Genomic DNA, 23,326 nt, shown 5'->3' on the forward strand with positions numbered 1-23,326 from the left:
GTCGGCCGAGTACGAGCCACGCGTGCCGACGCGCCCGCCGCTCGGCGCCCCTGCGTGACGTCGTCTCGTCCGCCGGTCCGGACGGCCGCCGGCACCGAGGACCGTCCGGATTCCGCCGCTCCAGGTCACGACCAGCTCAGTGCACGTGCGGGCCACCGGTCGACCTCGGTGTGCCTGACGGGACGAGCCCCAGGGACACGGCGGCGCCGAGAGCGGCCGCCACGGCGCACACCGTGAACGCGTCGCCGAAGCCTTCCACCGAGCCGCGCTCGAAGCCGGAGGCTGCCACGGTCGAGACGACGGCGACGCCGACCGAGCCACCCACCTCGTGGAAGGTGTTGACGACTCCGGAGGCGAGCCCTGCCTCCTGGGGCCCGACCATGCCCAGGGCGGTCGTGGTGGCGGTGACGAAGACCGCGCCGAGGCCGAGGGAGGCGATGACGAAGCCCGGCAGAAGCCCGCCGTACACACTGCCGGTCTCGGACAACCGGGTCAGCGGGAGGGTGCCGACGGCCGCGAGGGCCATGCCGGCGACGGCCGTCGGACGGCTGCCGACCCGGCCCACGAGCCGGGAGGCGAGGTGGGCGCCCGTACCGGTGGCCACGGCGACGGGCAGGAAGACCACGCCGGTCTTCAGCGCACTGAGGCCGCGGATGTGCTGGAGGTAGACGGATCCGAGGAAGAAGTACGCGATCAGCAGCCCCGTCGCGATCAGCATCAGGAACGCTCCCGCCAGCACCGGCCGCCGAGTGAACATCCGCAGGTCCATCAGAGGGGCGCGACTGGTTCGTTCGACCGCCGCGAAGGCCGCGTACGCGACCGCCGCACCGGCCAGCGGCAGCAGGGTCGAGGCGTCCGCCCAGCCGGCCTCCCCCGCCTCGACCAGGCCGTAGATCAGAGCGGCCGTGCCCGTGGTGACGAGCAGCGCACCAGGTACGTCGAGCCGCGCGGGCCGCGGGGCCCGGGCCGGCACGAAGGCGGGCAGGGCGGCCAGCAGGAGCAGTCCGACCGGCACGTTGACGAAGAACACCCACGGCCAGCCGGGGCCGTCGGTCAGAGCTCCGCCGAGGAGCACGCCGGCCGCCGAACCGGTCCCGCCGATCGCCGCCCAGACACCGAGGGCCTTGGTGCGTTCCGCGCCGTGGAAGGTCGTGGTGACGATGGACAGCGCGGCCGGGGACAGCAAGGCCGCGCCGACGCCCTGGCCGATCCTGCCGCCGAGCAGTGCCGGGGCGTTCTGAGCCAGACCGGTGACCAGTGAGGCGGCGGTGAAGAGGGCGAGTCCGGCGAGCAGGGTCCGGCGGGCGCCGAGAGCGTCGGCGAGTCGGCCGCCGAGCAGCATCAGCCCGCCGAAGCAGAGGGTGTAGGCGGTGACCGCCCAGGTCAGCGTCTCCCGGCCGAGGCCGAGGTCGGCCGCCATGTCGGGCAGGGCGACGTTCACGACGGTGACGTCGAGGATCAGCATGAACTGGGCGAGGCAGACCAGTGCGAGGGCTGCCCAGCGGCGTGGGTCGGCGGGCGGGTGGTGGCCGTGTTCGGCCGTGTGCGCGGCACCGGCTGCGGAGTGGGTCATGGCGAGTCCTTCTGGTGCGTTGTTCCGGTCGTGTCCGCGCCTCGGGACGGCGCGAGGAGTAGGGCGAGGAGCACGCCGGCCGCGGTGACGCCTGCTCCGGCGGCCATCGCCGGCCCCATGCCGTCGACGAAGGCGCGGCGGGCGGCTTCGGCGAACACGGTCCCGGCGTCGCCGGGCAGGTGCTCGGCGAGGGCGAGCGCGGTGCCCAGGGAGTCCATGGCGGAGTCGAGGAGCCCCTCGGGAACAGGGGCAGGGACGGCTCCGGCTTCGAGTCCGCTGCGGTAGCGGTCGGAGAGCAGGCTGCCCATGACCGCGACTCCGGTCGCCGCTCCGAGCTGGATGGCGGCGCTGTTGGTGGCCGAGCCGACGCCGAGGTCGGTTTCCGGCAGCGAGCCGACGATGGCGTCGCTGGTGGCTGTGATGACGAGCCCGGCGCCCGCTCCCAGCAGCAGCGTCGCCACAAGCGCCCGGCCGTAGCCGTCCGTCGCCTCGGTGGTGGCGAGCACCGCGGCGGAGGCAGAGAGCAGGGCGAGCCCTGCGGCCGACACCGCGCGCATGCCGAGGCGCGGTGCGAGCACGCCCGCCAGCGGGCCGGCGACCAGCAGGGCGAGCGCGGCGGGGCCTAGCCGCACTCCGGTCTGTCCGGCGCTGTACCCGAGCACGAACTGGAAGTGCTGTACGGCCACGAACAGCGTGCCGATCAGCGCGAACGCTCCCAGCATGACCAGCAGGTCACCGGCCGCGAGCGCACGGTGCCGGAAGATCCGGGGCGGCAGCATGGGAGAGGCGGACCTGCGCTGCCAGACGACGAAGGCGGTCAGCAGGAGGGCGCCCGCCGCGAAGGCGGTCCGCACCGCGGGGCTGGTCCAGCCGCGGTCGGGCCCTTCGATGACCGCCCACAGCACACTCCCCACGGCCGCGACGGACAGCAGGGCCCCGGCCGGGTCCAGCCGCCCGCTCCCGGGGGCGCGGGAGTCGGGCACCAGCAGCGCGGCGGCGATCAGGCCCGCGACACCGAGGGGGAGATTGATCAGGAACACCGAGCCCCACCAGTAGTGGCTCAGCAGCCACCCGCCGACCATCGGCCCGATCACCGTCCCGACGCCGACGGCCGCCGACCAGATGCCGATCGCCTTGGTGCGTTCGGCACCGCGCGGGAAGACCGTCCCGATGACGGCGAGCGTGGCCGGCATGATCAACGCCTCCCCGGCCCCCATGGCCCCACGCGCGAGCACGAGGGTGGTGACGGAGCCGGCATACGCGGCGAGCACGGACGCCGCCGTGAACAGCGCCAGCCCCGACATGAAGATCCATTTGCGGCCGAGCCGGTCCGCCAGGCTGCCGCAGAACAGCACCAGGCTGCCCGACATCAACGCATAGCTGTCGACGATCCACTGCAACTGGCTGGTGGAGGCGCCGAGTTCACCGACGAGGGTCGGCAGGGCCACGTTCAGGACGGTGGTGTCGAGCCCGACGACCAGCATGCTCACACTCACGACGGCGAGGGTGAGCCATCGCCGGGCCGGCGGGTCGCCGGTCCGTGGCGGGGCGGTCACCGGGTGAGTCACGGAGGGCATGGGGTCCCCTTTCGCACGCATGGCCTTGCTCGACGGACGCTCTTATCTGAACCATACCGTTCAGTTCATTTGAACTCAACAGTTCAGTTCAGTGGGTGTTAGGGTCGAGGCATGAGCGTGGACAGCGTCAAACGGCCCCCCAGCGGGCCCCGCGCGGAGCTCAAGCGGCAGGCCATCCTGCGGGCCGCCCGCGAGCTGTTCCTGCGGGAGGGCTTCGGCGTGGGCATGGACAGCATCGCCGCCGAGGCAGGCGTGTCGAAGGTGACCGTCTACAACCACTTCGGCAGCAAGGAAGCGCTGTTCACCTCGGTGATCACGAGCGCACTCGACGAACCGCTCGCCGGAGAGTCGTCCGCCGCGCTGGAGGGCCTGGCCGACGCCGGGGACCTGCGGGCCGCCCTCGTCGAGGCGGCCCGCACGTGGGTGCACGCCGTCCGCGCCAACCACGAGGTCACCGCCCTGCGCAACCTCGTCGCCGCCGAGCTCCACCGCTTCCCCGAGCTGGGCGAGGCCTGGAGACACCGCGGCACGGAAGGCCACCACCCCGCGGTCGCAGGCGCCCTGCGCACCCTCGCGGATCAGGGCCGGCTCGTGATCCCCGACCTCCAGGTGGCGGTCATCCAGTTCTACGGGCTTCTGGTCTTTCCCCACATGGTCTTCAGTTCCTACGGCACACAGATCGACGAGGATCTGACCGACCGTCTCATCACCGGCGGCGTCGACATGTTCCTGGCCCACTACGGCACACAGAGCACATAGCGGCACACCCGCGTCGAGGCAGGCCGGTGTCCGGACCAGGGTGACGGCGGCGGCTCACTCGGCGGCCCGCCTCCAGGCCGCTTCGCGCAGCAGCCGCAGTCCGTTGAGTCCGACGATGACGGTGGAGCCCTCGTGTCCCGCGACGCCGAGCGGCAACGGCAGGCTGCCGGCCAGGTCCCAGATCACCAGGCCGGTGATGAAGACCCCGGCGATGACCAGGTTCTGCACGACAAGCCTGCGGGCGCGCCGGGACAGGGCGATCACGGCGGGGACGGTGGCGAGCTCGTCGCGGACGACGACGGCGTCGGCGGTCTCCAGAGCGAGGTCGGAGCCCGCCCGTCCCATCGCGACGCCGGTGTGCGCGGCTGCCAGCGCCGGGGCGTCGTTGACGCCGTCGCCGACCACCATCACCTTGCGGCCGGCGTTCTCCAGTTCCCGGACCGCGCTCACCTTGTGCTGGGGCAGCAGTCCGGCCCGTACGTCCTCGATGCCGACCTCGGCGGCCAGGCGGGCGGCAGCGCGCGGGGCGTCACCGGTCAGCAGTACGGGTGCGGTCCCGGTGAGGGACGTCAGCGAGGTGACGGTGGCGGTGGCGTCGGGGCGCAGCCGGTCCGCGATGCCGAGCACACCCGCCGGCGTGCCGTCCACCGTGACCAGCACGGCGGTCCGCCCGCCGTCCTCCAGCTCCCCGGCGAGCACCGCCGCACGGGTGGCGTCCACGTCCGACGCTCCGCCGAGGAACCGCCCAGGGGCCCCGACGGCGACCACGCGTCCGTCGACGGTGGCGATCACCCCGACGCCGGGGGTGGAGCCGAAGTCCTCCGCCACCGGCAGCGCGAGCCCGCGTTCGCGTGCCGCGTCCACGACGGCACGGGCCAGCGGATGCTCGCTCGGGTGCTCCACGGCAGCCGCGAGGCGCAGCAACTCGCCCTCGTCCAGACCGGATCCGGCCAGCGGGCGGACATCGGTGACCCGCGGCGTGCCCTCGGTCAGGGTGCCGGTCTTGTCGAGCGCCACCGCGTCGACCTGCCCCAGCCGCTCCATCACCACCGCCGACTTGACCAGCACACCGTGCCGTCCGGCGTTCGCGATGGCCGACAGCAGGGGCGGCATCGTCGCCAGGACGACCGCGCACGGCGAGGCCACGATCATGAAGGTCATCGCTCGCAACAGCGCGTCGGCGAGGTTCGCGCCGAAGAACAGCGGGACGAGGAACACCGCGAGGGTCGCCACCACCATGCCCAGTGAGTAGCGCTGTTCGACCTTCTCGATGAACAACTGGGTCGGCGCCTTGGTCTCGGACGCCTCCTCCACCATCCGCACGATCCGGGCGATCACCGTGTCGGAGGCGTCGCGCTCGACGCGGATCCGCAGGGCGCCGGTGCCGTTGAGGGTGCCCGCGAAGACCTCGTCGCCCCGCTCCTTGGCCACGGGCAGCGGCTCACCGGTGATGGTCGCCTGGTCGACGTCGCTCGCTCCGTCGAGCACACGGCCGTCGGCGCCGATGCGCTCTCCGGGCCGTACGAGGACGGTGTCCCCGACGGCCAGCTCCGCCACGCCGACGGACGCCTCGCCGCCGTCGGCGTCGACGCGGGTGGCCGTGGCCGGTGCCAGGTCGAGCAGGCCGCGCACCGAGTCGGCGGTCCGTGCCGTGGCCAGGGCCTCCAGCGCACCGGACGTGGCGAAGATGACGATCAGCAGCGCGCCGTCCATCACCTGTCCGATCGACGCCGCCCCGAGAGCGGCGACGACCATCAGCAGGTCGACATCGAGGGTCTTCTCCCGCAGCGCCCGCAGGCCCGCCCACCCCGGCTCCCAGCCGCCGGCCGCGTACGTCACCGCGTACAGCGGACCCCACGCCCAGGCCGGGGCGCCGGCCAGCTGCAGCGGCAGCGCGAGCAGGAAGAAGACGGTGGCCGCGGCAGCCCAGCGCGCCTCGGGCAGGGCGAGGACGCGGGTACGGCGCCGGGGCGCCGCGCCGTCGCGCGGAGAAAGGGCCTGGTCGGCCGGGGCGGGAGCGAGGGCGGAAGTCATCGCAGCGTTGTTCCTTCACGACGGCATGACGGCATGACGGCACAGCGGTCGGCCGGAACGCCGGCGCCGCTCGCTCCACGCTACAGGACCACTTGAAGAGCCATTCATGTGTTCATGGGTTGTACTCGTCGTACTCCGTAGGATGAGGGCCATGGGCCATGGAGCTGACGCCAAGAACACCACCACCGCGCGGGAGCGGCTCGAGACCGTAGGCGCCGCTGACGTGGCCGCCACCCTCCAGGCCCTCGCCACGCCCTCCCGGCTGCGGATCCTGGCCCGCCTCCAGGAAGGCCCGTGCGCGGCGACCGAACTCGCCGACGCCGTCGGCATGGAACAGTCCGCCTGCTCCCACCAACTGCGCCTGCTCCGCAACCTCGGCCTGGTCACCGGCGAGCGCCGGGGCCGCTCGATCATCTACGCCCTCTACGACAACCACGTCGCCGAACTTCTCGAGCAGGCCCTCTACCACGTCGAGCACCTGCGCGTCGGCCTGCGCGACACCCCGGCCTCGGCCCCGACCGCCGTCACGTAAGGCCCGCATCGTCGCTCCGCCGACACCGTCATGGTGCCCCCACGCACTCCCACCTCCAGAACTATGGTGTCCCACCACATACGCCACTGATCTGCGGCTTCCTACGGTATGGCGACACGCAAACGTCCCCGCAACGCCAGGAAGTGGTGCCGATGTCGTCGCCCTCTACCGCCCCACCAGCACCGAGCAACCTCAAGCGCATCGTCGCCGCGTCCCTCATCGGCACCACCATCGAGTGGTACGACTTCTTCCTCTACGGGTCGGCCGCCGCGCTGGTCTTCAACGAGCTGTTCTTCCCGGACTCCGATCCGCTGGTCGGCACGCTGCTGTCGTTCCTGACGTACGCCGTCGGGTTCGCCGCGCGGCCGATCGGCGCGCTGGTGTTCGGGCACTACGGCGACCGGCTCGGACGCAAGAAGCTGCTGGTGCTGAGTCTGCTGATGATGGGCGGGGCGACCTTCGCCATCGGCCTGCTGCCCACCCACGCCACCATCGGCAGCATGGCGCCGGTCCTGCTGACCGTGCTCCGGCTGGTGCAGGGCTTCGCGCTCGGCGGTGAGTGGGGCGGCGCCGTGCTGCTGGTGTCCGAGCACGGCGACGCGCGACGGCGCGGCTTCTGGGCGTCGTGGCCGCAGACCGGCGCGCCGGCCGGGCAGTTGCTGGCGACCGGTGTGCTGGCGCTGCTGACCGCCGTGCTGTCGGAGTCGGCGTTCGGCGCCTGGGGCTGGCGGATCCCGTTCCTGCTGTCCGGTGTGCTGGTGATCGTCGGTCTGTGGATCCGGCTCTCCGTCGACGAGTCGCCGGTGTTCAAGCAGGCGCTGAAGCGTGCCGAGGCGCGCAAGGCGGACGCCCCCGCCGAGCGCATGCCGCTCGTCGCGGTGCTCAAGCACCACTGGCGTGACGTGCTGGTGGCGATGGGCGCGCGGATGGCGGAGAACATCAGCTACTACGTGATCACCGCGTTCATCCTGGTGTACGCCACCACCTCGGCCGGGGTGTCCAAGCAGACCGCCCTCAACGCGGTGCTCATCGCCTCCGCGGTGCATTTCGCCGTGATCCCCGCCTGGGGCGCCCTGTCGGACCGGCTGGGCCGGCGTCCGGTGTATCTGATCGGCGCGGTCGGCGTGGGGCTGTGGATGTTCCCCTTCTTCGCGCTCATCGACACCGGCGGCTTCGGCGCCCTGCTGCTCGCGGTGACCGTGGGTCTCGTCATGCACGGGGCGATGTACGCGCCGCAGGCGGCCTTCTTCTCCGAGATGTTCGCGACCCGGATGCGCTATTCCGGCGCCTCCATCGGCGCCCAGTTCGCCTCGGTCGCGGCCGGCGCCCCCGCCCCGCTGATCGCCACCGCGCTGCTGTCGGACTACGGCACCTCCACCCCGATCGCCCTCTACGTCATCGCCGCGAGCCTGCTCACGGTCGTCGCGATCCTGGCGGCCAAGGAGACCCGGCACCGGGATCTCGCGGACGTGTCCCCCGGGACGGAGGACGGGGCGGACGCCCCCGTGAAGACCGGGGCCGCGGAGGACGCGCGCGCCCTCTGATCACCCGAGCCGCATCCCCGGCCCCCGTGTCCGCCCCGGCGGCGCGGGGGTCAGCGCTGTGCGGGCGGCGGCTGCGTGACGCCGGACAGCCGGTGCAGACGCAGGGCCAGCTGTATCTCCAGGGCGCGCTCCGGGCTCTGCCAGTCGCCGCCGAGGAGCCGGCCGACGCGGTCGAGGCGCTGCGCCACCGTGTTGACGTGGACGTGCAGTTCGTCCTTGGTGCGGGCCGGGCTCATCCCGCACGCGAAGTAGGCGTCCAGCGTGCGCAGCAGCTCCGTGCCGCGCCGCTCGTCGTACGCCACGACCCGGCCGATGGTGCGGTCGACGAAGCCGGCGATGTCCCGCTCCCCCGCCAGCAGCAGCCCGAGGAACCCGAAGTCCTCGGCGGCCGAGCCGTCGCCCGCGCGGCCGAGCAGCCGCAGGGTGTCGAGGCAGCGCCGGGCCTCCGCGTACGCCGAGGCGACCGTGTCCAGGCGGGCGAGGAGCTGACCGACCGGGGCGGAGGCGCCGACCGTGACCGGTTCGTGGACGGCGGTGCCCAGCTCGCGGGCGGTGCGGCGGGCCAGGTCGGTGGCGGTGTGCCCGGGGGCGAGGGGCAGCAGCAGGACCGTGCCGCCGTCGCGGGCGGCGGCGAGGCCGTGCCGGGTCGCGGCGAGGTGGGAGGCGGCGGCCCACAGGCGTCTGCGGGCGTCGGCCTCCTGGTCGGCGTCGGCGGTGCCGCCCTCCAGCCGGGCGGCGAGCACCGCGTGCGTGGCGTCGAGGTCGGCGCGCAGCCGGGTGGCGCGGTCCCGCAGGAGGCGGGGGTCGCGGTCACGGGCGTCGAGCAGGTCGTCGAGCAGCTCGCCGCGGACGCGCTGCTCGGCCTCGGCGGCGGAGCGGCGGGCCAGCAGCAGCAGCGAGGTGACCAAGGCGGCGCGCTCGAGAGTGCGCTGGTCGACGGGGTCGAGGCCCGGGTGACCGCGCAGCACGAGTGCGCCCGGCAGTTCGTCCCCGGCGGCGACGGCGGCGATCCAGTCGTCCCCGTGCCGCACGGCGTGGCCCTCGGCGCGGGAGGACTCCAGGGCGCGCGCGGGCGCCGCCGGGGCCTCGGTGAACTCGACGGTGCCGTCCAGCACCTCGGAGACGGCGGCGGCCACGTCGTGCACCCCGCCGCCGCGCAGGACCAGCTCGGCGAGCCGGTCGTGGACGTCGGAGGCACGCTCGATGACGGCGCTGCGGTCCTGGATGATCTCGTTGGCCCGCTCCAGGCCGGCGAGGGCCTCGCGGGTCTCGGCGAGCAGGTTGGCCGTGTCGATGGCGGCCGCGGCGAGCGCCGCGAACGAGCCGAGCAGGGCGATCTGCTCCCGCTCGAACACCCGGGAGCGGCGGTCGGCGGCGAACAGCACGCCGATGACGTGGTCCCCGAGCGTCAGGGGCACCCCGAGGATCGCGACGAGCCCTTCGTCGCGGACCCCGGTGTCGATGGAGTGGGTGTGCTGGAAGCGGTCGTCGCGGAAGTAGTCGTCCGTGACGTACGGCCGGGCGGTCTGGGCGACGAGGCCGCCGAGGCCCTCGCCCATGCCGAGGCGCAGCTGCTGGAAGCGGGCCGCCACCGAGCCCTCGGTGACCCGCATGTAGGTGTCGCCCCGCTCCGGGTCGTTGAGGCTGAGGTAGGCGACGTCGGTGCCGAGCAGGGAGCGGGCGCGCTGCACGATCGCGCGCAGCACGGCGTCCAGGTCGCGCAGTCCGGCGAGGTCGTGAGCCGTCTCGAACAGGGCGGACAGCTCGGCCTCCCGGCGGCGGCGCCCCTCGATCTCGGAGCGCACGCGCAGGGCGAGCAGCTTGGCCCGCTCCAGGGCCGCGACCCGCTCGGCGGGGCGGCCCTCGGCGCGGGCGAGCAGCACCGGCTGCTCGTAGGCCTCGGCGGGGGCGCCGCGGGCGAGCAGCTCCAGGAACGGCGCCTCGGCGCCGTCGGCGGCGGGCAGGCCGGCGTCGGGGCGGGTCCGGGCCGGCGTGCCGGCGGCGGAGGCGGACCGTTCGGCGTACTGCAGGTGATCGCGGGGCATGGGTCTCAGGATTCCTCATCCGGCGGCCGCCCCGTCAGCCCTGTGGAAAACTCCGCCGGCCGACGGCCGGCCGCGGTCGGTGCCGGGTCTAGTGCGCGGTCCAGCCGCCGTCCAGGACCAGGGAGGTGCCGGTGACGAACGACGCCTGCGGGCCGCACAGGTAGGCCACCGCCTGGGCGACCTCCTCCGGTTCGATCAGGCGCTTGACGGCGCTGTCCTGGAGCAGCACCTCGGCCACGACGCGTTCCTCGGGGATGCCGTGGGCGCGGGCCTGGTCGGCGATCTGCTTCTCGACCAGTGCGGTGCGCACATAGCCGGGGTTCACACAGTTGGAGGTGACGCCGTGGGACGCGCCCTCCAGGGCGGTGGTCTTGGACAGCCCCTCCAGGCCGTGCTTGGCGGTCACGTACGCGGACTTGTAGGCCGAGGCGCGCAGACCGTGCACGGAGGAGATGTTGACGACGCGGCCCCAGCCCTGCCCGTACATGTGCGGCAGGGCGCCCCTGATGAGGCGGAAGGGCGCCTCCAGCATCACGGTGAGCACCGTGTGGAAGACGTCCGGCGGGAACTCCTCGATGGGCCGCACCAGCTGGAGTCCGGCGTTGTTGACCAGGACGTCCGTCCCGGCGGCGGCGGACTCGGCGGCGTCCAGGTCGGTGAGGTCCAGGACGTGCGGCTCGACGGCGCCGCCGAGGTCCGCGGCTGCCGCGGCGAGCGCCTCCAGTCCCGCGGCGTCCCGGTCGACGGCTCTGACCTTGGCGCCGGCGGCCGCGAGGCGCAGCGCGCAGGCGCGGCCGATGCCGCCGGCGGCGCCGGTGACGAGCGCGGTACGGCCGCCGAGGTCGAGAGGGGTGTCGTGGGGAGCCGGGAGGGCACTGGGCGCGGTCATGGGGTTGACCCTAGGCAGCACGCCTCGGTCGACCCATGTGGTCGCACCCCACAGTTCAGCCGTTTCCAGTGGGGTCGAGCCATGTGGGTGCCGGCTCGAACCAGGTGGGGGCGTCGGCCAGGGCCTGCTTGATGCGGAAGCTCGCGAACTCGTTCAGCTGGGGCAGCGCGTCCACCGCGAACCAGGCGACGTCCAGCGACTCGTCGTCGTTCACCCGCGCCTCGCCGCCGACGGCACGGCAGCGGAAGGTGATGTCCATGTACTGGCAGATGTCGCCGTTGTCGTACGTCACCGGCTGCAGGGCCTGGACCAGCACCACCCGCTCCACCGCGCAGCGCACGGCGGTCTCCTCCTCGACCTCCCGCACCGCGCAGGCCGCGGGCTGCTCCCCCGGGTCGGGGATGCCGCCGATCACCGACCACGTGCGGGTGTCGGCCCGGCGGTTGAGCAGCACGCGGCCCTCGTCGTCGAAGACGAGGGCCGTGACGCCGGGCAGCCACAGCAGCTGATGGCCGGCCGAGGCGCGCAGGGTGCGGATGAAGTCAGGAGTAGCCATACCCCGACCCTAACCGGCGCCCGGGGGCGCATCCGGGCACGTCGGGGGGCGTTCCCCTACTGCTCGCCGGTGCGCCGGGCGCGTGCCGCGGCGGCCACGCCCCAGCCGAGGCCGCCCGCGGCGAGGAGGACGACGAGGCCCTCCGGGAGGGCGCCGAGGCGGGTGGCGGGAGTCTGCGAGGTGCGCAGCGGCACCTCCTGCACCAGGGAGTCGGCGACGAACATGCCGGTCCTCTGCGTGATCTCCCCGTCCGGCATGATGACGGCGCTGACGCCGCTGGTGACCGGCACGGTGACCGCGCGGCTGTGCTCGACGGCACGGACCCGGGACATGGCGAGCTGCTGGTAGGTCATCTCGCTGCGGCCGAAGGTGGCGTTGTTGCTGGGCACGGAGATCATCTTCGCGCCGTCGGTGACGGTGTCGCGCACGGCCCAGTCGAAGGCGGCCTCGTAGCAGGTGACCAGCCCGACGGCGGCGCCGTCCCGGTCGAACACGCCCGGCTCGGAGCCGCGGCTGAAGTCCTGGCGGACCATCGAGGTCCACTCCCCGTTGATCGCACCGACCAGGGAGCGCAGCGGGAGGTACTCGCCGAACGGCTGGATCTGCCGCTTGTCGTAGACGTCGACGGGGCCCTTCACCGGGTCCCAGAGGATCTGCTCGTTGAGCAGCTTTCCGTCCCGGGAGACCACGGCGCCGACCGAGATGGGCGCTCCGACGGCCTTCGCGGCGCGGTCGACGACCTCGCGGGCGTCGTCGTTGGCGAAGGGGTCGATGTCGGAGGAGTTCTCCGGCCACAGCACGATGTCCGGGCGCTCGACGCGGCCCGCCGCGACCTCGGCGGCCAGCCGCTCCGTCTCGCGCGCGTGGTAGTCGAGGACGGCCCGGCGCTGGGAGTTGAAGTCGAGGCCGAGGCGGGGCACGTTGCCCTGGATCACCGCGACGGTGACCGTGCCGCTCTCGGCCTTGTCGCCGACCAGCGTGCGCGCCGCGAACGCCCCGGCGACCGGAACGGCGACGCTCAGCACGCCGGCGACCGCGGCGGCCCGGTGCAGGTCTCCCGTGCGCCGCGCCCTCACGGCGAGCCGCACCACCTCGTACAGACCGAAGCCGCACAGCACCACGGCGAAGCCGAGCACCGGCGTGCCGCCGAGCGCGGCGAGCGGCAGGAACACGCCGTCCGCCTGACCGAAGGCGATCTTGCCCCAGGGGAAGCCGCTGAACGGCACGCGCGCGCGTGCCGCCTCGCCGGCGATCCACAGCGCCGCCGCCCACACCGGCCACCCGGGCAGCCGCGACACCACGGTGATGCCCGCGCCGACCAGCGCGACGTACACCGCCTCGATCACCACCAGCGCGATCCACGGGCCGGGGCCGACCTCCACTCCGGTCCACACCAGCAGCGGCAGCAGGAAGCCGAGGCCGAAGAGGTAGCCGAGGCCCAGGCCCGCCTTCCAGCTCCGGCCGCGCAGCACCCGGCCGAGGACGGCGAAGGCGGGCAGGGCCAGCCACCACAGGGTGCGCGGCGGGAAGCTGACGTAGAGAAGGAGGCCCGCGAGCGCGGCGGCGCCGGGCGGGAGGAGGCGCGCGCGCCACTTCTGCCAGGCCGAGGGCGTGGTCTGCGGCGGCATGGGGTCCGACGCGCCGACGGAGGTTGCGGTGACGGTCACCCGGGGAGTCTACGGCGCGTGACCTGGGGCCCGACAGCACGGTCGTACGGCCCCGGGGCGGCGGGACGATGCTCGCCGGCGGCACCCGTCGCCGTTGCCCCGGGAGTCGTCACCAGGCGTCCCCAAACGGGCCACCAGCCGTTACCGTGTGCCGGTGCCTTGTCCGCGCGGCCCGACGGGGGTCCGCGGGCGGGGACCGTCACAGGGGGCCGGGGGCACGACGTGGGCGGGGTGCGGGGTGGGTTCAGGTTCGACGGAGAGGGCGTCCGCGGGTGCGGACGCGGACGGCGGGAGACGGACGGGGCCGGACGCGGCGGGCGTGGTGGTGCTGGGCGCGTGCGCGGCCTGGCCCCTGGTCACCGCGGCGGCCCGTGACGGCCGGCCGGAGGGGATGCTGCTCGCGGTGCTGGCCGTGGCCGCGGGATACGCGGCGGGCCGCATGGGCGGGGCGCTGCTGCCGGTGGCCGCGCCCTGCGCGGGAGCGCTGGCCGGCATCACGCTCATGACATGGGTCCCCCATTTGGCGCCGGGCCCGCAGATCACCGCTCCGCTCGGGCACGCCGGGGCGACGACCGCCATGATCATCCTGTCGGCGGGGGCCGCCTGCTGCGCGGCCTCGGGAGCCTCCGGACCGGCGGTACGGTCCGCGATGCGGCTGCTCGCGGCGGGCATCGCGGTGACGGCGGCGGTGCTGGGCTCGGTCATGGGATGCGTGGCCGCGGCGCTGGTGCTGGCGTGCTCGCTGGCCGCCGGCCGGATACGACGCCGTGGCGCCGCCCTCTCCGGACTGGGGCTTGCCGCCGCCGTGGCGGCCGGGCTGGCCTGGGCCGTCGCCGGGAACGCGGTGCCGGAAGGTTTCGCCGCGTCGCTCGAGGGCCGGCTCACCCCGCACCGCGTGGCGTTGTGGCACGACGCGCTCGACCTGGCCCGTACGCACGCGGGCCTGGGCGTGGGACCGGGACGCTTCGGCGAGCTGAGCGTGGCGTCCCTCAGGTCGCCGCTGTCCGACGGCAAGCCGCACTCCGCTCCGCTCCAGCTCGCGGCGGAACAGGGCGTCGTCGGGGTGCTGCTGCTGGCGGCGGCGTTCGGCTGGCTGCTGTACGCGCTGTGGCGCAGTCCGCGCCCGACGCCGGTGGTGCTGACCGCGGCCGCCGCCCTGACCGCGCTGGCCGTCGTGGCCACGGTGGGCAACGCGCTCAGCTTCACGGCGGTCGCGGTCGGCGCGGGTTACCTCGCGGGCCTCGCCACGTCCCGCCCCTTCGCCCTGGACACGGCCCGCCGTGCGGGGGAGGTGCGGGGCGGGGCCGTCCGATGAGGGCCCAGGCTCGCCGTGCGCCCGAAGCGCCGGCGGCTCACAGCTTGGTGCCCGGCCTCCTCGGCCGCAGGCGGTCGCGGATGACGCGGACCGCCGCCTCCGCGTCGTCCACCGTCACGGTGAACGTGTGGCCGTCGGCGAGACGGAGGACCACGCCCTCGCCGCGGCGGACGACGACCGCCGTGCCCTTCTCGGGGCGCCAGCGGTAACCCCAGCCGCCCCAGTTGCGGGGCGTGACGTGCGGGGCGAAATCGGCGCCGGCGACGTGGGACAGCGGGATGCGGCGGCGCGGCACGCCGATGTGGCCGCAGCGCACCTCGAGGTGGTCCTCGTCGACCCGCAGCGCGACGTGCACGAAGGCGAGGGTGCCGAACAGCACCAGGAGTCCGGCAGCGATGCACCCGACGACGGCCATGGCGAGCGGTGCGACCCCGGACGTCCACGCGGAGTCGACGGCCAGGCCGATGCCGAGCGCCATGCAGGCGGCGCCGATCAGCGCCAGAAGCCACTGGAAGCGGGCGGTGGCGCGACCGGTCCAGACCTCGGAGTACGGGCCGTGCTCGCCTGAGCGGTGGTCCCTCATGCCTCGAGGTTACTCAGGATCCGTTCGGTCGGTACCGCGTCGCAGTGCGTCACTGAGCCGTCCGGGCGGGGACGGCCGCCTGGAGCAGTCCGCCCTCCGGATAGGTGAGGGCGGCCTCGGGCAGCGGGCCCGGGCGTCCGCTGAGCAGCACGGTCAGCGAGCCCGTGGCGGGGGCGTCGGGGGCCGGCTGCTCGCCGAGCCGCCGCAGGGCCTGGGCGGCCACCGCGCCGGCGGAGCCGTGCAGGGCGAGCGGCTGCGGCCCCGGGCTCGGGACGGCGGCCCGGATACGGTCGGCGACCAGTTCGTAGTGGGTGCAGCCGAGGACGACGGTGGTCACGTCGTCCGGGGTGAGCGCGGCGGCCGCGGCGACCGCCTCGTCGATCGCCGTGTCGTCCGCGCGCTCCACGGCCTCGGCCAGTCCCCAGCAGGGCACCTCGGTGACGGTGACGTCCGCGGCGAACCGCTTGATCAGGTCTCTCTGGTAGGGGCTGCCCGTGGTCGCGGGGGTGGCCCAGATGGCCAGCGGGCCGCCGCCGGCCGCGGCCGGCTTGATGGCGGGGACGGTGCCGACGACCGGCAGGTCGGGTTCGTGACGGTCGCGCAGGGCGGTGAGGGCGTGCACGGTGGCCGTGTTGCAGCCGACGATCAGGGCGTCGGGCCGGTGCACGGCGGCCGCCTCGGCGACGGCCAGGGCGCGCCGGGTGAGGTCGGCCGGCGTCCTCGGTCCCCACGGCATGCCGTCGGGGTCGAGGGAGAGCACCAGATCGGCGTCGGGGCGCAGTCGCCGTACCGCGGCGGTGGCCGCCAGCAGCCCGATTCCGGAGTCCATGAGCGCGATTTTCACCCGGCCACGATAGACGATGGGCCGCTGCCGGGCCGTGCCGTGGGGCAGACTGCGCACGTGAGCGCCGTCGTGTGGAGTGCCGCCGTGTCCCTCGCCGCGTGGCTGTGGCTGCTGCTGTTCCAGGGGTGGTTCTGGCGCACCGACGTGCGGCTTCCGGCGTCGCGCGAACCGGACGGGTGGCCGGACGTGTGCGTGGTGGTCCCCGCGCGGGACGAGGCGGCGGTGCTGCCCGCGAGCCTGCCGTCGCTGCTCGCCCAGGACTATCCCGGCCGGGCGGAGGTCTTCCTGGTCGACGACGGCAGCACGGACGGCACCGGGGACCTCGCGCGGGAGCTGGCGCGGCGGCAGGGCGGGCTTCCGCTCACCGTGGTCCCGCCCGGCGAGCCGCCGGCCGGGTGGACGGGCAAGCTGTGGGCGGTGCGGCACGGCATGGAGCTGGCCCGCGCCCGGGACCCGGAGTACCTGCTGCTGACGGACGCCGACATCGCGCACGCCCCGGACAGTCTGCGGCGGCTGGTGGCGGCGGCCGGGACCGGCGGGTTCGACCTCGTGTCGCAGATGGCGCGGCTGCGGGTGGAGAGCCTGTGGGAGCGGCTGGTCGTGCCGGCGTTCGTGTACTTCTTCGCGCAGCTCTACCCGTTCCGCCGGATCTCCCGGCCGGGTTCGAGGACGGCCGCGGCGGCCGGCGGCTGTGTGTTGCTGCGCGCCGACGCCGCCGCGCGGGCGCGGATCCCGGACGCCGTACGGCACGCCGTGATCGACGACGTGGCCGTGGCCCGCGCGGTCAAGCGGAGCGGCGGGCGCGTCTGGCTGGGTCTCGCGGACGGCGTGGACAGCGTGCGCCCCTATCCGCGGCTGGGTGACCTGTGGCGCATGGTGTCGCGCAGCGCGTACGCGCAGCTGCGGCACAGCCCGCCGCTGCTGGCGGGGACGGTCGCCGGTCTGACGCTGGTGTACCTGGTGCCGCCGGCCGCGGTGGCCGTGGGCGCGGCGGCGGGGAGTCCGCCGTGCGTGCTGCTGGGTGCGGCGGCGTGGCTGGTGATGGCGGGGACGTACGTCCCGATGCTGCGGTACTACCGGCAGCCGCTGTGGCTCGCCCCGCTGCTGCCGGTGACCGCGTTCCTCTATCTGCTGATGACGGTGGACTCGGCGGTGCAGCACCGCCGCGGGCGTGGCGCCGCCTGGAAGGGCCGCACCTACGCCCGCCCGGAGGCCGCCGCCGAAAAGGCCTGACCGGCCGTCACTTGCGGCCGGGCGTCCAGTTCATGCCCCAGCCGTAGGCGTGGTCGACGGTGCGCTGCGGGCTGACGCCGCGCTCCGGGACGAGGTAGCGGGCCTCGCGCTGGACGACCAGGTCGCCGCCGTTGTTGGTGATGAGCGCGAGCGCGCACACCGTGGAGGGGACGGTGCACTCGTCGAGGGAGAAGTCGATGGGCGCGCCGTGCTGCGGGCGGAGCGTGACCGTCGCGTGCAGGTCGGCGAAGGAGCGTGCGCCCTCGTAGACGGTGACGAAGACGAGGATGCGCCGGAACTGGTGCTTGTGGTCGAGGTTGACGGTGAGGTTCTCGCCGCTCGCGGCCGCACCGGTGCGGTCGTCGCCGTCGAGATGGATGAACGGCGGCTGGTGCAGCGAGCCGAAGGCGTTGCCGAGGGCCTGGACGACGCCCTTCCTGCCGTCGGTGAGCTCCCACAGGGCGCACAGGTCGAGGTCGAGGTCGGAGTGCATGGCGACCGGGCGGCCCAGCTTGGCGGCCCAGCCGGAGAACTGCTTGCGCACCTCCCAGTTGAGGTTGACGTGCAGGGAGCCCGAGGTGCCGCCCTGCTTGGTCAGCGACACGGAGGGCGCGGCCTTGGTGAGCGTCACCTTGGTGAGCTGGACGGGCGCCGGGGGTGCGACGGGCGGGGGCGGCGGCTGCGGCACGGTGACCGGAGGCGCGACCGGCGTGACCGGCGGGGGCGCCACGGGAGGCGCGGCGTGCTGCGGTTCGTCCACGGTGATGCCGTAGTCGGTGGCGAGTCCCTCGAGCCCGCTGCTGTAGCCCTGTCCGACGGCGCGGAACTTCCAGGCGCCCTGGCGCCGGTAGAACTCGCCGAGCACGAAGGCCGTCTCGGTGGTGGCGCCGGCGCTGTCGAAGCGGGCGGCCACGGCGCCGTTCGCCGCGTCCTTCACCTCGATGAAGAGGTCCGGGACCTGCCCGAAGGCGCCGCCGTCGCTGGAGGCGGCGAGGATGACGGTCTCGATGCCGGGCTCGACGCGCGTGAGGTCGACGAGCAGGGTGTCGGTGACCCGGCCCCCGTCCTGCCGCTTGCCCTCGTGTCGTACGGCGCCGGAGGCGTGGGCCGGCTGGTTGTAGAAGACGAAGTCGCCGTCGGAGCGGACCTTGCCGCCGGCCAGCAGCAGCGCCGAGGCGTCCGCGTCCGGCACGCCGGGGCCGGAGCGCCAGCCCACGTCGACCCGGAGCGCCGTGGCCGGCACCGGTGTGTTCGATCCCTTCGACATGGACATGTCCCGCCCCCATCACAGGTCGCCGCGCCGGGCGAGTCCCCGGCATCCGTCGGTGTGCGTCCGCCCAACCTATTCCCCCGCGCGCGGGACGCCCACGCCCGCGGGTGCGGACCACCCGGGAGCCACCCCCTGCGACCGCCGGTAACGCCCTCGGAACTCGGCCTTTACACGAAATTCGCGCGGCAGTACGCCCGTTTTCCATAAGTTCGCTCACATTGGGGATCGCGAGTCACCCGGGGCGCGGAAAACAACCCTCTTATCGGTCTCCCCAACCAGCACATCGTGGGCTTAACTTATGTGCCATGACCTCCCCCCGCTCCATGTATGGCGGCGGCTACTCCTCCGCTGCTTTCCCGGACACCCCGATCTACGACTCGCTCGTGGCCGAGCGGGGCACCCCGCAGATCGCCCCGATCCGGGTCCCCGCCGCGTACGAGGCGCCGGCCAGTCACCTGCCCGCGCTTCCCTCGGCGTTGCCGGCCCTCCCGGCGGCACCGTCCCAGCCGTCCTACGGCTACCCCCAGCCCTCCGTGCCGCAGCCCGCCCCGCTCCAGCAGGCGCACACGGCGTACATCCCGCAGCAGGCCACCGCGCCGCGCGGCTACCCCGGCCCCCAGCCGCAGCCGCCGCGCCCGCCGCAGCCCGCCGGGTACGAGGCGATGCGCCCCGCGGCCGCCCCGCGGCCGGCGCCCGTGCCGTACCAGGACCCGTACAACAACCAGCAGTACCGGGGGTACTGAGCGGCCGAGCCGCGCCGAACGGGCCGGGGCCGTCGTCCGCCGATGGCACGATGGCCCCATGGGGAACGCTCGTGTGCGCTCGATCCACGTTCATCCGGTCAAGGCCTTCCGGAGCCTGCCGCTCCGGGAGGTCGTCGTGGAGCGCTGGGGTCCGGCCGGTGACCGGCGCTGGATGCTGATCGACGACGGGGGAAAGGTCGTCACCCAGCGCCGCCATCCGCGCCTGGCCCTCGCCGCCGCCGAGCTGCTGCCCGGCGGCGGCGTCGTGCTGTCGGCGCCCGGCCGTGACCCGGTCACCGTGCCCGTGCCGGCGCCCGGCGCGACCGTCCCGGCGGACGTGTTCGGCGACAAGGTGGAGGCCGTCCCCGCGGAGGACGCGGCCGTGCACGCCTGGTGCGGCGACTTCCTGGGCACACCGGTGCGGCTGGTGCACCTCGACGACCCGGCCGTGCGGCGGCCGGTGGACCCCGCGTACGCGCTCCCCGGCGAGACGGTCACGTTCGCCGACGGATACCCGCTGCTGCTCACCACGACCGCCTCCCTGGACCGGCTCAACTCCCTCGTCGCGCAGGGCGAGCACGCGCACGAGGGCCCGCTGCCGATGAGCCGCTTCCGGCCCAACGTGGTCATCGAGGGGACGGAGCCGTGGGCCGAGGACCGCTGGACCCGCGTCACCGTCGGCGAGGTGGCGTTCCGGATCCCCAAGGCCAGCGGACGGTGCGTGGTCACCACCACCGACCAGGACACCGCCCGCCGCGGACGCGAACCCCTGCACACCCTGGGCCGGCACCGGTCCGTCGGCGGCCGGCTCCTCTTCGGCGTGAACCTGGTGCCCCTCTCCCCCGGCACCCTGCGCGTCGGCGATCCGCTGGAGGTCGTGGCCTGACGCGCGCTCAGACCCTCCGGGCGCCGTCCCGCGACGCGGGAACCCGTGCCCGCTCCGGTGCGTTGGGCAGCGTGAGGGAACCGGGGAGGGGGTGCGTGCCGTGCGGGCGGTCAGCGGTCTCTGGCGCTGGCGGCGCAACCCGCTGCGCCGCGCCACCGACCTCGCGGAGGCCTGGCTGGCGCTCACCGCGCTCCTGCTGGTCACGCTCGCCGCGCCGCTGATCGGCGTCCTCTCCGGGAGCGCCGCCCACACGTCGCTGCAGCGGTCGGTCCGCGCCCAGCAGCAGTCCCGGCACCTGGTCACGGCCGCGGTGGTGCGCGAGCTGGACCCGGCCCCGGCGGCCACGGACCCGGAGCTGGTGGGCGGTGCCCCGGGCAGCCGCGTCCTGGCCCGCTGGATCGCCCCGGACGGCACCGCCCGGCGGGAGGCCGTGCAGGCGCGCCTGCCGGATCCCCGGCCGGGCGACACCTTCCGGATATGGACCGACGGGCACGGGGACCGGGTCGCGCGCCCGCTGGACCCCGGCACCGCGACGGCGCACGCGGTGCTGGCGGGCGCGGGGGCCGCGTTGCTGGCCGCCGGACTGTTCGAGGGCGGCCGGCGTCTGGTGCTGCGGCGGATGCTCCTGCGCCGGTACGCCTGCTGGGGCCGGGAATGGGGCCGCGTGGGCCCGGACTGGGGCAGGACGGGCGCCGGCAGCTGACGGCGTTCCGCCTCTGGTCAACTCGCCGCCCCCGCGCACGCTACGGTGGTCCGGCCGAACGGATCGGCAGCGACTCGGTCGGGAACGAGCCACAGGTACGACGAGGTGGGGGCACGGCAACACGATGGCACAGGGCACGGTCCAGGTGACGCACACCGGCACATCGAGGTGGCGCCGCCGCACGGGTGAGTACCCATCGCTCGCCGCCGCCCTGGAGGCCGCGGGCGAGGGCGACGTGCTCACCGTCGCTCCCGGCACCTACCGGGAGAACCTCGTGGTGCGGCGGGCGGTGACCCTGCGCGGCCCCGAGGGGGCGCCCGGCTCGGTGCGCATCGCGCCGCCGGACGGCGTGCCGCTCACCGTGCGCGCCTCCGCGGTGGTGCAGGACCTGCACGTGGAGGGGCAGGACGCCACCGCCCCGGCCGTGCTGGTGGAGGAGGGCACCCCCGAGCTGCGGGACATCCGCGTGGTCAGCCGGTCCGCGGCCGGCATCGAGGTGCGCGGCGCCGCGCGGCCCACGGTGCGCCGGTGCACGGTCGACAACCCGGCGGGCGCCGGCATCGCCGTGGTGGACGGTGGGGGCGGGGTGTTCGAGGACTGCGAGGTGGTCGCCGCCGGACAGGCGGGCGTCGCCGTGCGCGGCGGAGGCCACCCCCGCCTGGAGCGCTGCACGGTGCACCACGCCTCCGGTTCCGGCCTGACCGCGACCGGGGAGAACTCGGCGCTGGAGGCCGTCGGCTGCGAGGTGTACGAGGTGCGCGGCAGCGGGGTGCAGGTGACCGGCCGCGCCACCGCCCATCTCACCGACTGCGACGTGCACCGCACCACCGGGGACGGCGTCACGCTCGACACGGACGCCGTGCTGACGCTGGCCGACTGCCGCATCCACGACATCCCGGAGAACGCGGTCGACCTGCGTTCCCGCTCGGTGCTCACCCTGACCCGCACCACGGTGCGTCGGTTCGGCCGCAACGGCCTGTCGGTGTGGGACCCGGGGACGCGGGTGGACGCCAACCAGTGCGAGATCTTCGACAGCACGGGCGACTACCCGGCGGTGTGGGTGAGCGACGGCGCGACGGCCGTCCTGGACTCCTGCCGGGTGCACGACGTGCCCGACGCGCTGTTCGTGCTCGACCGCGGCTCGCGCGCGGACGTCGTCGACAGCGACCTCTCCCAGGTGCGCAACACGGCGGTCTCGGTGAGCGACGGCGCGACCGCCCAGCTCGACGACTGCCGCATCCGGGAGGCGGCGACCGGCGCCTGGTTCCGCGACCACGGCAGCGGCGGCACCCTCAGCAACTGCACCCTGGACGGCACCCAGACCGGCGTCATCGTCACCAAGGGCGCCGACCCGACCGTCGAGCGCTGCACGGTCGACTCCCCCGCCGAGGCCGGCGTGTACGTGTCCGCGGGCGGCCGCGGCACCTTCGAGCACTGCCGGGTCACCGGCAGCGGCGGCTACGGCTTCCACGTCATCGACGGCAGCCGTACGACGCTGCGCAAGTGCCGCACCGAGCGCTGCGCGCGCGGGGGTTACGAGTTCGCCGAGGGCGCCGACGGGACGTCCGGCTCGGGCGGGCCGGTCGTCGAGGACTGCACGAGCGACGAGTCCGGCAGCCTGCGCGCCGAACCGCCCGCGCCGGAGCCCGCGGTGCAGACGACCGGGCACACCACGGGGCTGCTGGGCACGGTCCCCGCCCCGGCCGGCGCCCCGGTGCCGGCCGCCCCCGCCGCCGTGCCGGAACCGCGGCGAGAGACGCGCACCTCCAAGGACGTCCTCGGCGAACTCGACGCCCTGGTGGGCCTGGAGAGCGTCAAGCGCGAGGTGCGGGCCCTCACCGACATGATCGAGGTGGGCCGGCGCCGGCAGCAGGCCGGGCTGAAGGCCGCGTCCGTGAAGCGGCACCTCGTGTTCACCGGTTCCCCCGGCACCGGCAAGACCACCGTGGCGCGCCTGTACGGCGAGATCCTCGCCTCGCTCGGGGTGCTGGAGCAGGGCCATCTGGTCGAGGTGTCCCGGGTGGACCTGGTGGGCGAGCACATCGGCTCGACGGCGATCCGCACCCAGGAGGCGTTCGAGAAGGCGCGCGGCGGGGTGCTGTTCATCGACGAGGCGTACGCGCTGTCGCCGGAGGACGCGGGCCGGGACTTCGGCAAGGAGGCCATCGACACGCTGGTGAAGCTGATGGAGGACCAGCGGGACGCGGTGGTGGTCATCGTGGCCGGTTACACGGCCGAGATGGAGCGCTTCCTGTCGGTCAACCCCGGTGTGGCGTCCCGTTTCTCGCGGACGATCACGTTCGGCGACTACGGCCCCGAGGAGTTGCTGCGGATCGTGGAGCAGCAGGCCGAGGAGCACGAGTACCGGCTGGCGCCGGGCGCCGCGGAGGCGCTGCTGACGTACTTCGCCGACATCCCCAAGGGGCCCGCGTTCGGCAACGGACGCACGGCGCGGCAGACGTTCGAGGCGATGGTGGAGCGGCACGCGAGCCGTGTCGCCCAGCTCGACGAGCCCACCACCGACGACCTGACGCTGCTCTATGCGGAGGACCTGCCCGCGCTGCCCTGAGCGC

19 protein-coding genes are annotated in these 23,326 nt (G+C 74.4%); 9 read left to right on the forward strand and 10 right to left on the reverse strand.

The window, feature by feature from the left end:
- Positions 1 to 136 precede the first annotated feature (136 nt).
- Together ACP7TJ_RS03045 and ACP7TJ_RS03050 are read right to left on the reverse strand one after the other, a co-directional pair.
- Positions 137 to 1,573: an MFS transporter gene (locus tag ACP7TJ_RS03045; RefSeq protein WP_427761983.1), complete on the reverse strand. Its 1,437-nt coding sequence runs from the start codon at positions 1,571 to 1,573 to the stop codon at positions 137 to 139.
- Entirely contained in the window at positions 1,570 to 3,150 is a 1,581-nt protein-coding gene (locus ACP7TJ_RS03050) for a DHA2 family efflux MFS transporter permease subunit (protein WP_387624710.1), read from the reverse strand. The genes ACP7TJ_RS03045 and ACP7TJ_RS03050 overlap by 4 nt, the downstream gene beginning before the upstream one ends.
- 111 nt (positions 3,151 to 3,261) lie before the next feature.
- Between ACP7TJ_RS03050 and ACP7TJ_RS03055 the strand changes: the two genes are divergently transcribed.
- Entirely contained in the window at positions 3,262 to 3,909 is a 648-nt protein-coding gene (locus tag ACP7TJ_RS03055) for a TetR/AcrR family transcriptional regulator (RefSeq protein ID WP_093765509.1), read from the forward strand.
- A 54-nt stretch (positions 3,910 to 3,963) separates the two neighbouring features.
- On the opposite strand, the gene ACP7TJ_RS03060 is transcribed toward ACP7TJ_RS03055, so the two are convergent.
- Positions 3,964 to 5,943, reverse strand: a complete 1,980-nt coding sequence (locus ACP7TJ_RS03060; protein ID WP_427761985.1) for a heavy metal translocating P-type ATPase — start codon at positions 5,941 to 5,943, stop codon at positions 3,964 to 3,966.
- A 151-nt stretch (positions 5,944 to 6,094) separates the two neighbouring features.
- Between ACP7TJ_RS03060 and ACP7TJ_RS03065 the strand changes: the two genes are divergently transcribed.
- Both ACP7TJ_RS03065 and ACP7TJ_RS03070 read left to right on the forward strand, forming a co-directional pair.
- Positions 6,095 to 6,475 carry an ArsR/SmtB family transcription factor gene (locus tag ACP7TJ_RS03065; RefSeq protein ID WP_093765511.1) on the forward strand — a complete coding sequence of 127 codons (381 nt, stop codon included), beginning with the start codon at positions 6,095 to 6,097 and terminating at the stop codon, positions 6,473 to 6,475.
- A gap of 152 nt (positions 6,476 to 6,627) precedes the next feature.
- Complete coding sequence (locus ACP7TJ_RS03070) at positions 6,628 to 8,019, forward strand: MFS transporter (RefSeq protein ID WP_266544451.1); 1,392 nt, start codon at positions 6,628 to 6,630, stop codon at positions 8,017 to 8,019.
- A 50-nt stretch (positions 8,020 to 8,069) separates the two neighbouring features.
- Here the strand turns inward: ACP7TJ_RS03070 and ACP7TJ_RS03075 are convergent, their stop codons facing one another.
- The 4 genes from ACP7TJ_RS03075 to lnt form a co-directional block, all read right to left on the reverse strand.
- On the reverse strand, positions 8,070 to 10,064 hold the full coding sequence (locus tag ACP7TJ_RS03075; protein WP_427761988.1) for a helix-turn-helix domain-containing protein: 1,995 nt from the start codon (positions 10,062 to 10,064) through the stop codon (positions 8,070 to 8,072).
- Between the two features lie 88 nt (positions 10,065 to 10,152).
- Positions 10,153 to 10,953, reverse strand: coding sequence for a 3-hydroxybutyrate dehydrogenase (locus ACP7TJ_RS03080; RefSeq protein ID WP_093765514.1), 801 nt, complete (start codon positions 10,951 to 10,953; stop codon positions 10,153 to 10,155).
- 55 nt (positions 10,954 to 11,008) lie between these two features.
- A complete protein-coding gene (locus ACP7TJ_RS03085) occupies positions 11,009 to 11,509 on the reverse strand; it encodes an NUDIX hydrolase (RefSeq protein ID WP_167742374.1) in 501 nt (166 codons plus the stop codon).
- Between the two features lie 56 nt (positions 11,510 to 11,565).
- Entirely contained in the window at positions 11,566 to 13,176 is a 1,611-nt protein-coding gene (lnt, locus tag ACP7TJ_RS03090) for an apolipoprotein N-acyltransferase (protein WP_427761991.1), read from the reverse strand.
- Positions 13,177 to 13,495: 319 nt separating this feature from the next.
- Here lnt and ACP7TJ_RS03095 point away from each other — a divergent pair, with 319 nt between their 5' ends.
- Positions 13,496 to 14,491 (forward strand): O-antigen ligase family protein, encoded by a 996-nt coding sequence (locus tag ACP7TJ_RS03095; protein ID WP_427761993.1) that lies wholly within the window; start codon positions 13,496 to 13,498, stop codon positions 14,489 to 14,491.
- 37 nt (positions 14,492 to 14,528) lie between these two features.
- On the opposite strand, the gene ACP7TJ_RS03100 is transcribed toward ACP7TJ_RS03095, so the two are convergent.
- Together ACP7TJ_RS03100 and ACP7TJ_RS03105 are read right to left on the reverse strand one after the other, a co-directional pair.
- Positions 14,529 to 15,074, reverse strand: coding sequence for a hypothetical protein (locus tag ACP7TJ_RS03100; RefSeq protein WP_093765518.1), 546 nt, complete (start codon positions 15,072 to 15,074; stop codon positions 14,529 to 14,531).
- 49 nt (positions 15,075 to 15,123) lie between these two features.
- Complete coding sequence (locus tag ACP7TJ_RS03105; protein ID WP_167742376.1) at positions 15,124 to 15,918, reverse strand: glutamate racemase; 795 nt, start codon at positions 15,916 to 15,918, stop codon at positions 15,124 to 15,126.
- A 39-nt stretch (positions 15,919 to 15,957) separates the two neighbouring features.
- Between ACP7TJ_RS03105 and ACP7TJ_RS03110 the strand changes: the two genes are divergently transcribed.
- The gene (locus ACP7TJ_RS03110; RefSeq protein WP_427761995.1) at positions 15,958 to 17,151 is read left to right on the forward strand and encodes a glycosyltransferase; all 1,194 of its coding nucleotides are present in this window, start codon (positions 15,958 to 15,960) and stop codon (positions 17,149 to 17,151) included.
- A gap of 7 nt (positions 17,152 to 17,158) precedes the next feature.
- Here ACP7TJ_RS03110 and ACP7TJ_RS03115 read toward each other — a convergent pair whose 3' ends face one another.
- On the reverse strand, positions 17,159 to 18,418 hold the full coding sequence (locus tag ACP7TJ_RS03115; RefSeq protein ID WP_367548598.1) for a TerD family protein: 1,260 nt from the start codon (positions 18,416 to 18,418) through the stop codon (positions 17,159 to 17,161).
- 308 nt (positions 18,419 to 18,726) lie between these two features.
- Between ACP7TJ_RS03115 and ACP7TJ_RS03120 the strand changes: the two genes are divergently transcribed.
- The 4 genes from ACP7TJ_RS03120 to ACP7TJ_RS03135 all read left to right on the forward strand — a co-directional run bounded on the left by ACP7TJ_RS03120 (position 18,727) and on the right by ACP7TJ_RS03135 (position 23,322).
- Entirely contained in the window at positions 18,727 to 19,164 is a 438-nt protein-coding gene (locus ACP7TJ_RS03120) for a DUF6643 family protein (RefSeq protein ID WP_093765522.1), read from the forward strand.
- Between the two features lie 58 nt (positions 19,165 to 19,222).
- The gene (locus tag ACP7TJ_RS03125) at positions 19,223 to 20,050 is read left to right on the forward strand and encodes an MOSC domain-containing protein (protein ID WP_093765523.1); all 828 of its coding nucleotides are present in this window, start codon (positions 19,223 to 19,225) and stop codon (positions 20,048 to 20,050) included.
- A 91-nt stretch (positions 20,051 to 20,141) separates the two neighbouring features.
- Positions 20,142 to 20,753, forward strand: coding sequence for an Rv1733c family protein (locus ACP7TJ_RS03130; RefSeq protein ID WP_387753756.1), 612 nt, complete (start codon positions 20,142 to 20,144; stop codon positions 20,751 to 20,753).
- Positions 20,754 to 20,877: 124 nt separating this feature from the next.
- The gene (locus ACP7TJ_RS03135) at positions 20,878 to 23,322 is read left to right on the forward strand and encodes a right-handed parallel beta-helix repeat-containing protein (protein ID WP_427761998.1); all 2,445 of its coding nucleotides are present in this window, start codon (positions 20,878 to 20,880) and stop codon (positions 23,320 to 23,322) included.
- Positions 23,323 to 23,326 lie beyond the last annotated feature (4 nt).

This window comes from Streptomyces sp. DSM 41931, assembly GCF_050271085.1.
Taxonomy (GTDB): Bacteria; Actinomycetota; Actinomycetes; order Streptomycetales; family Streptomycetaceae; genus Streptomyces; species Streptomyces albogriseolus.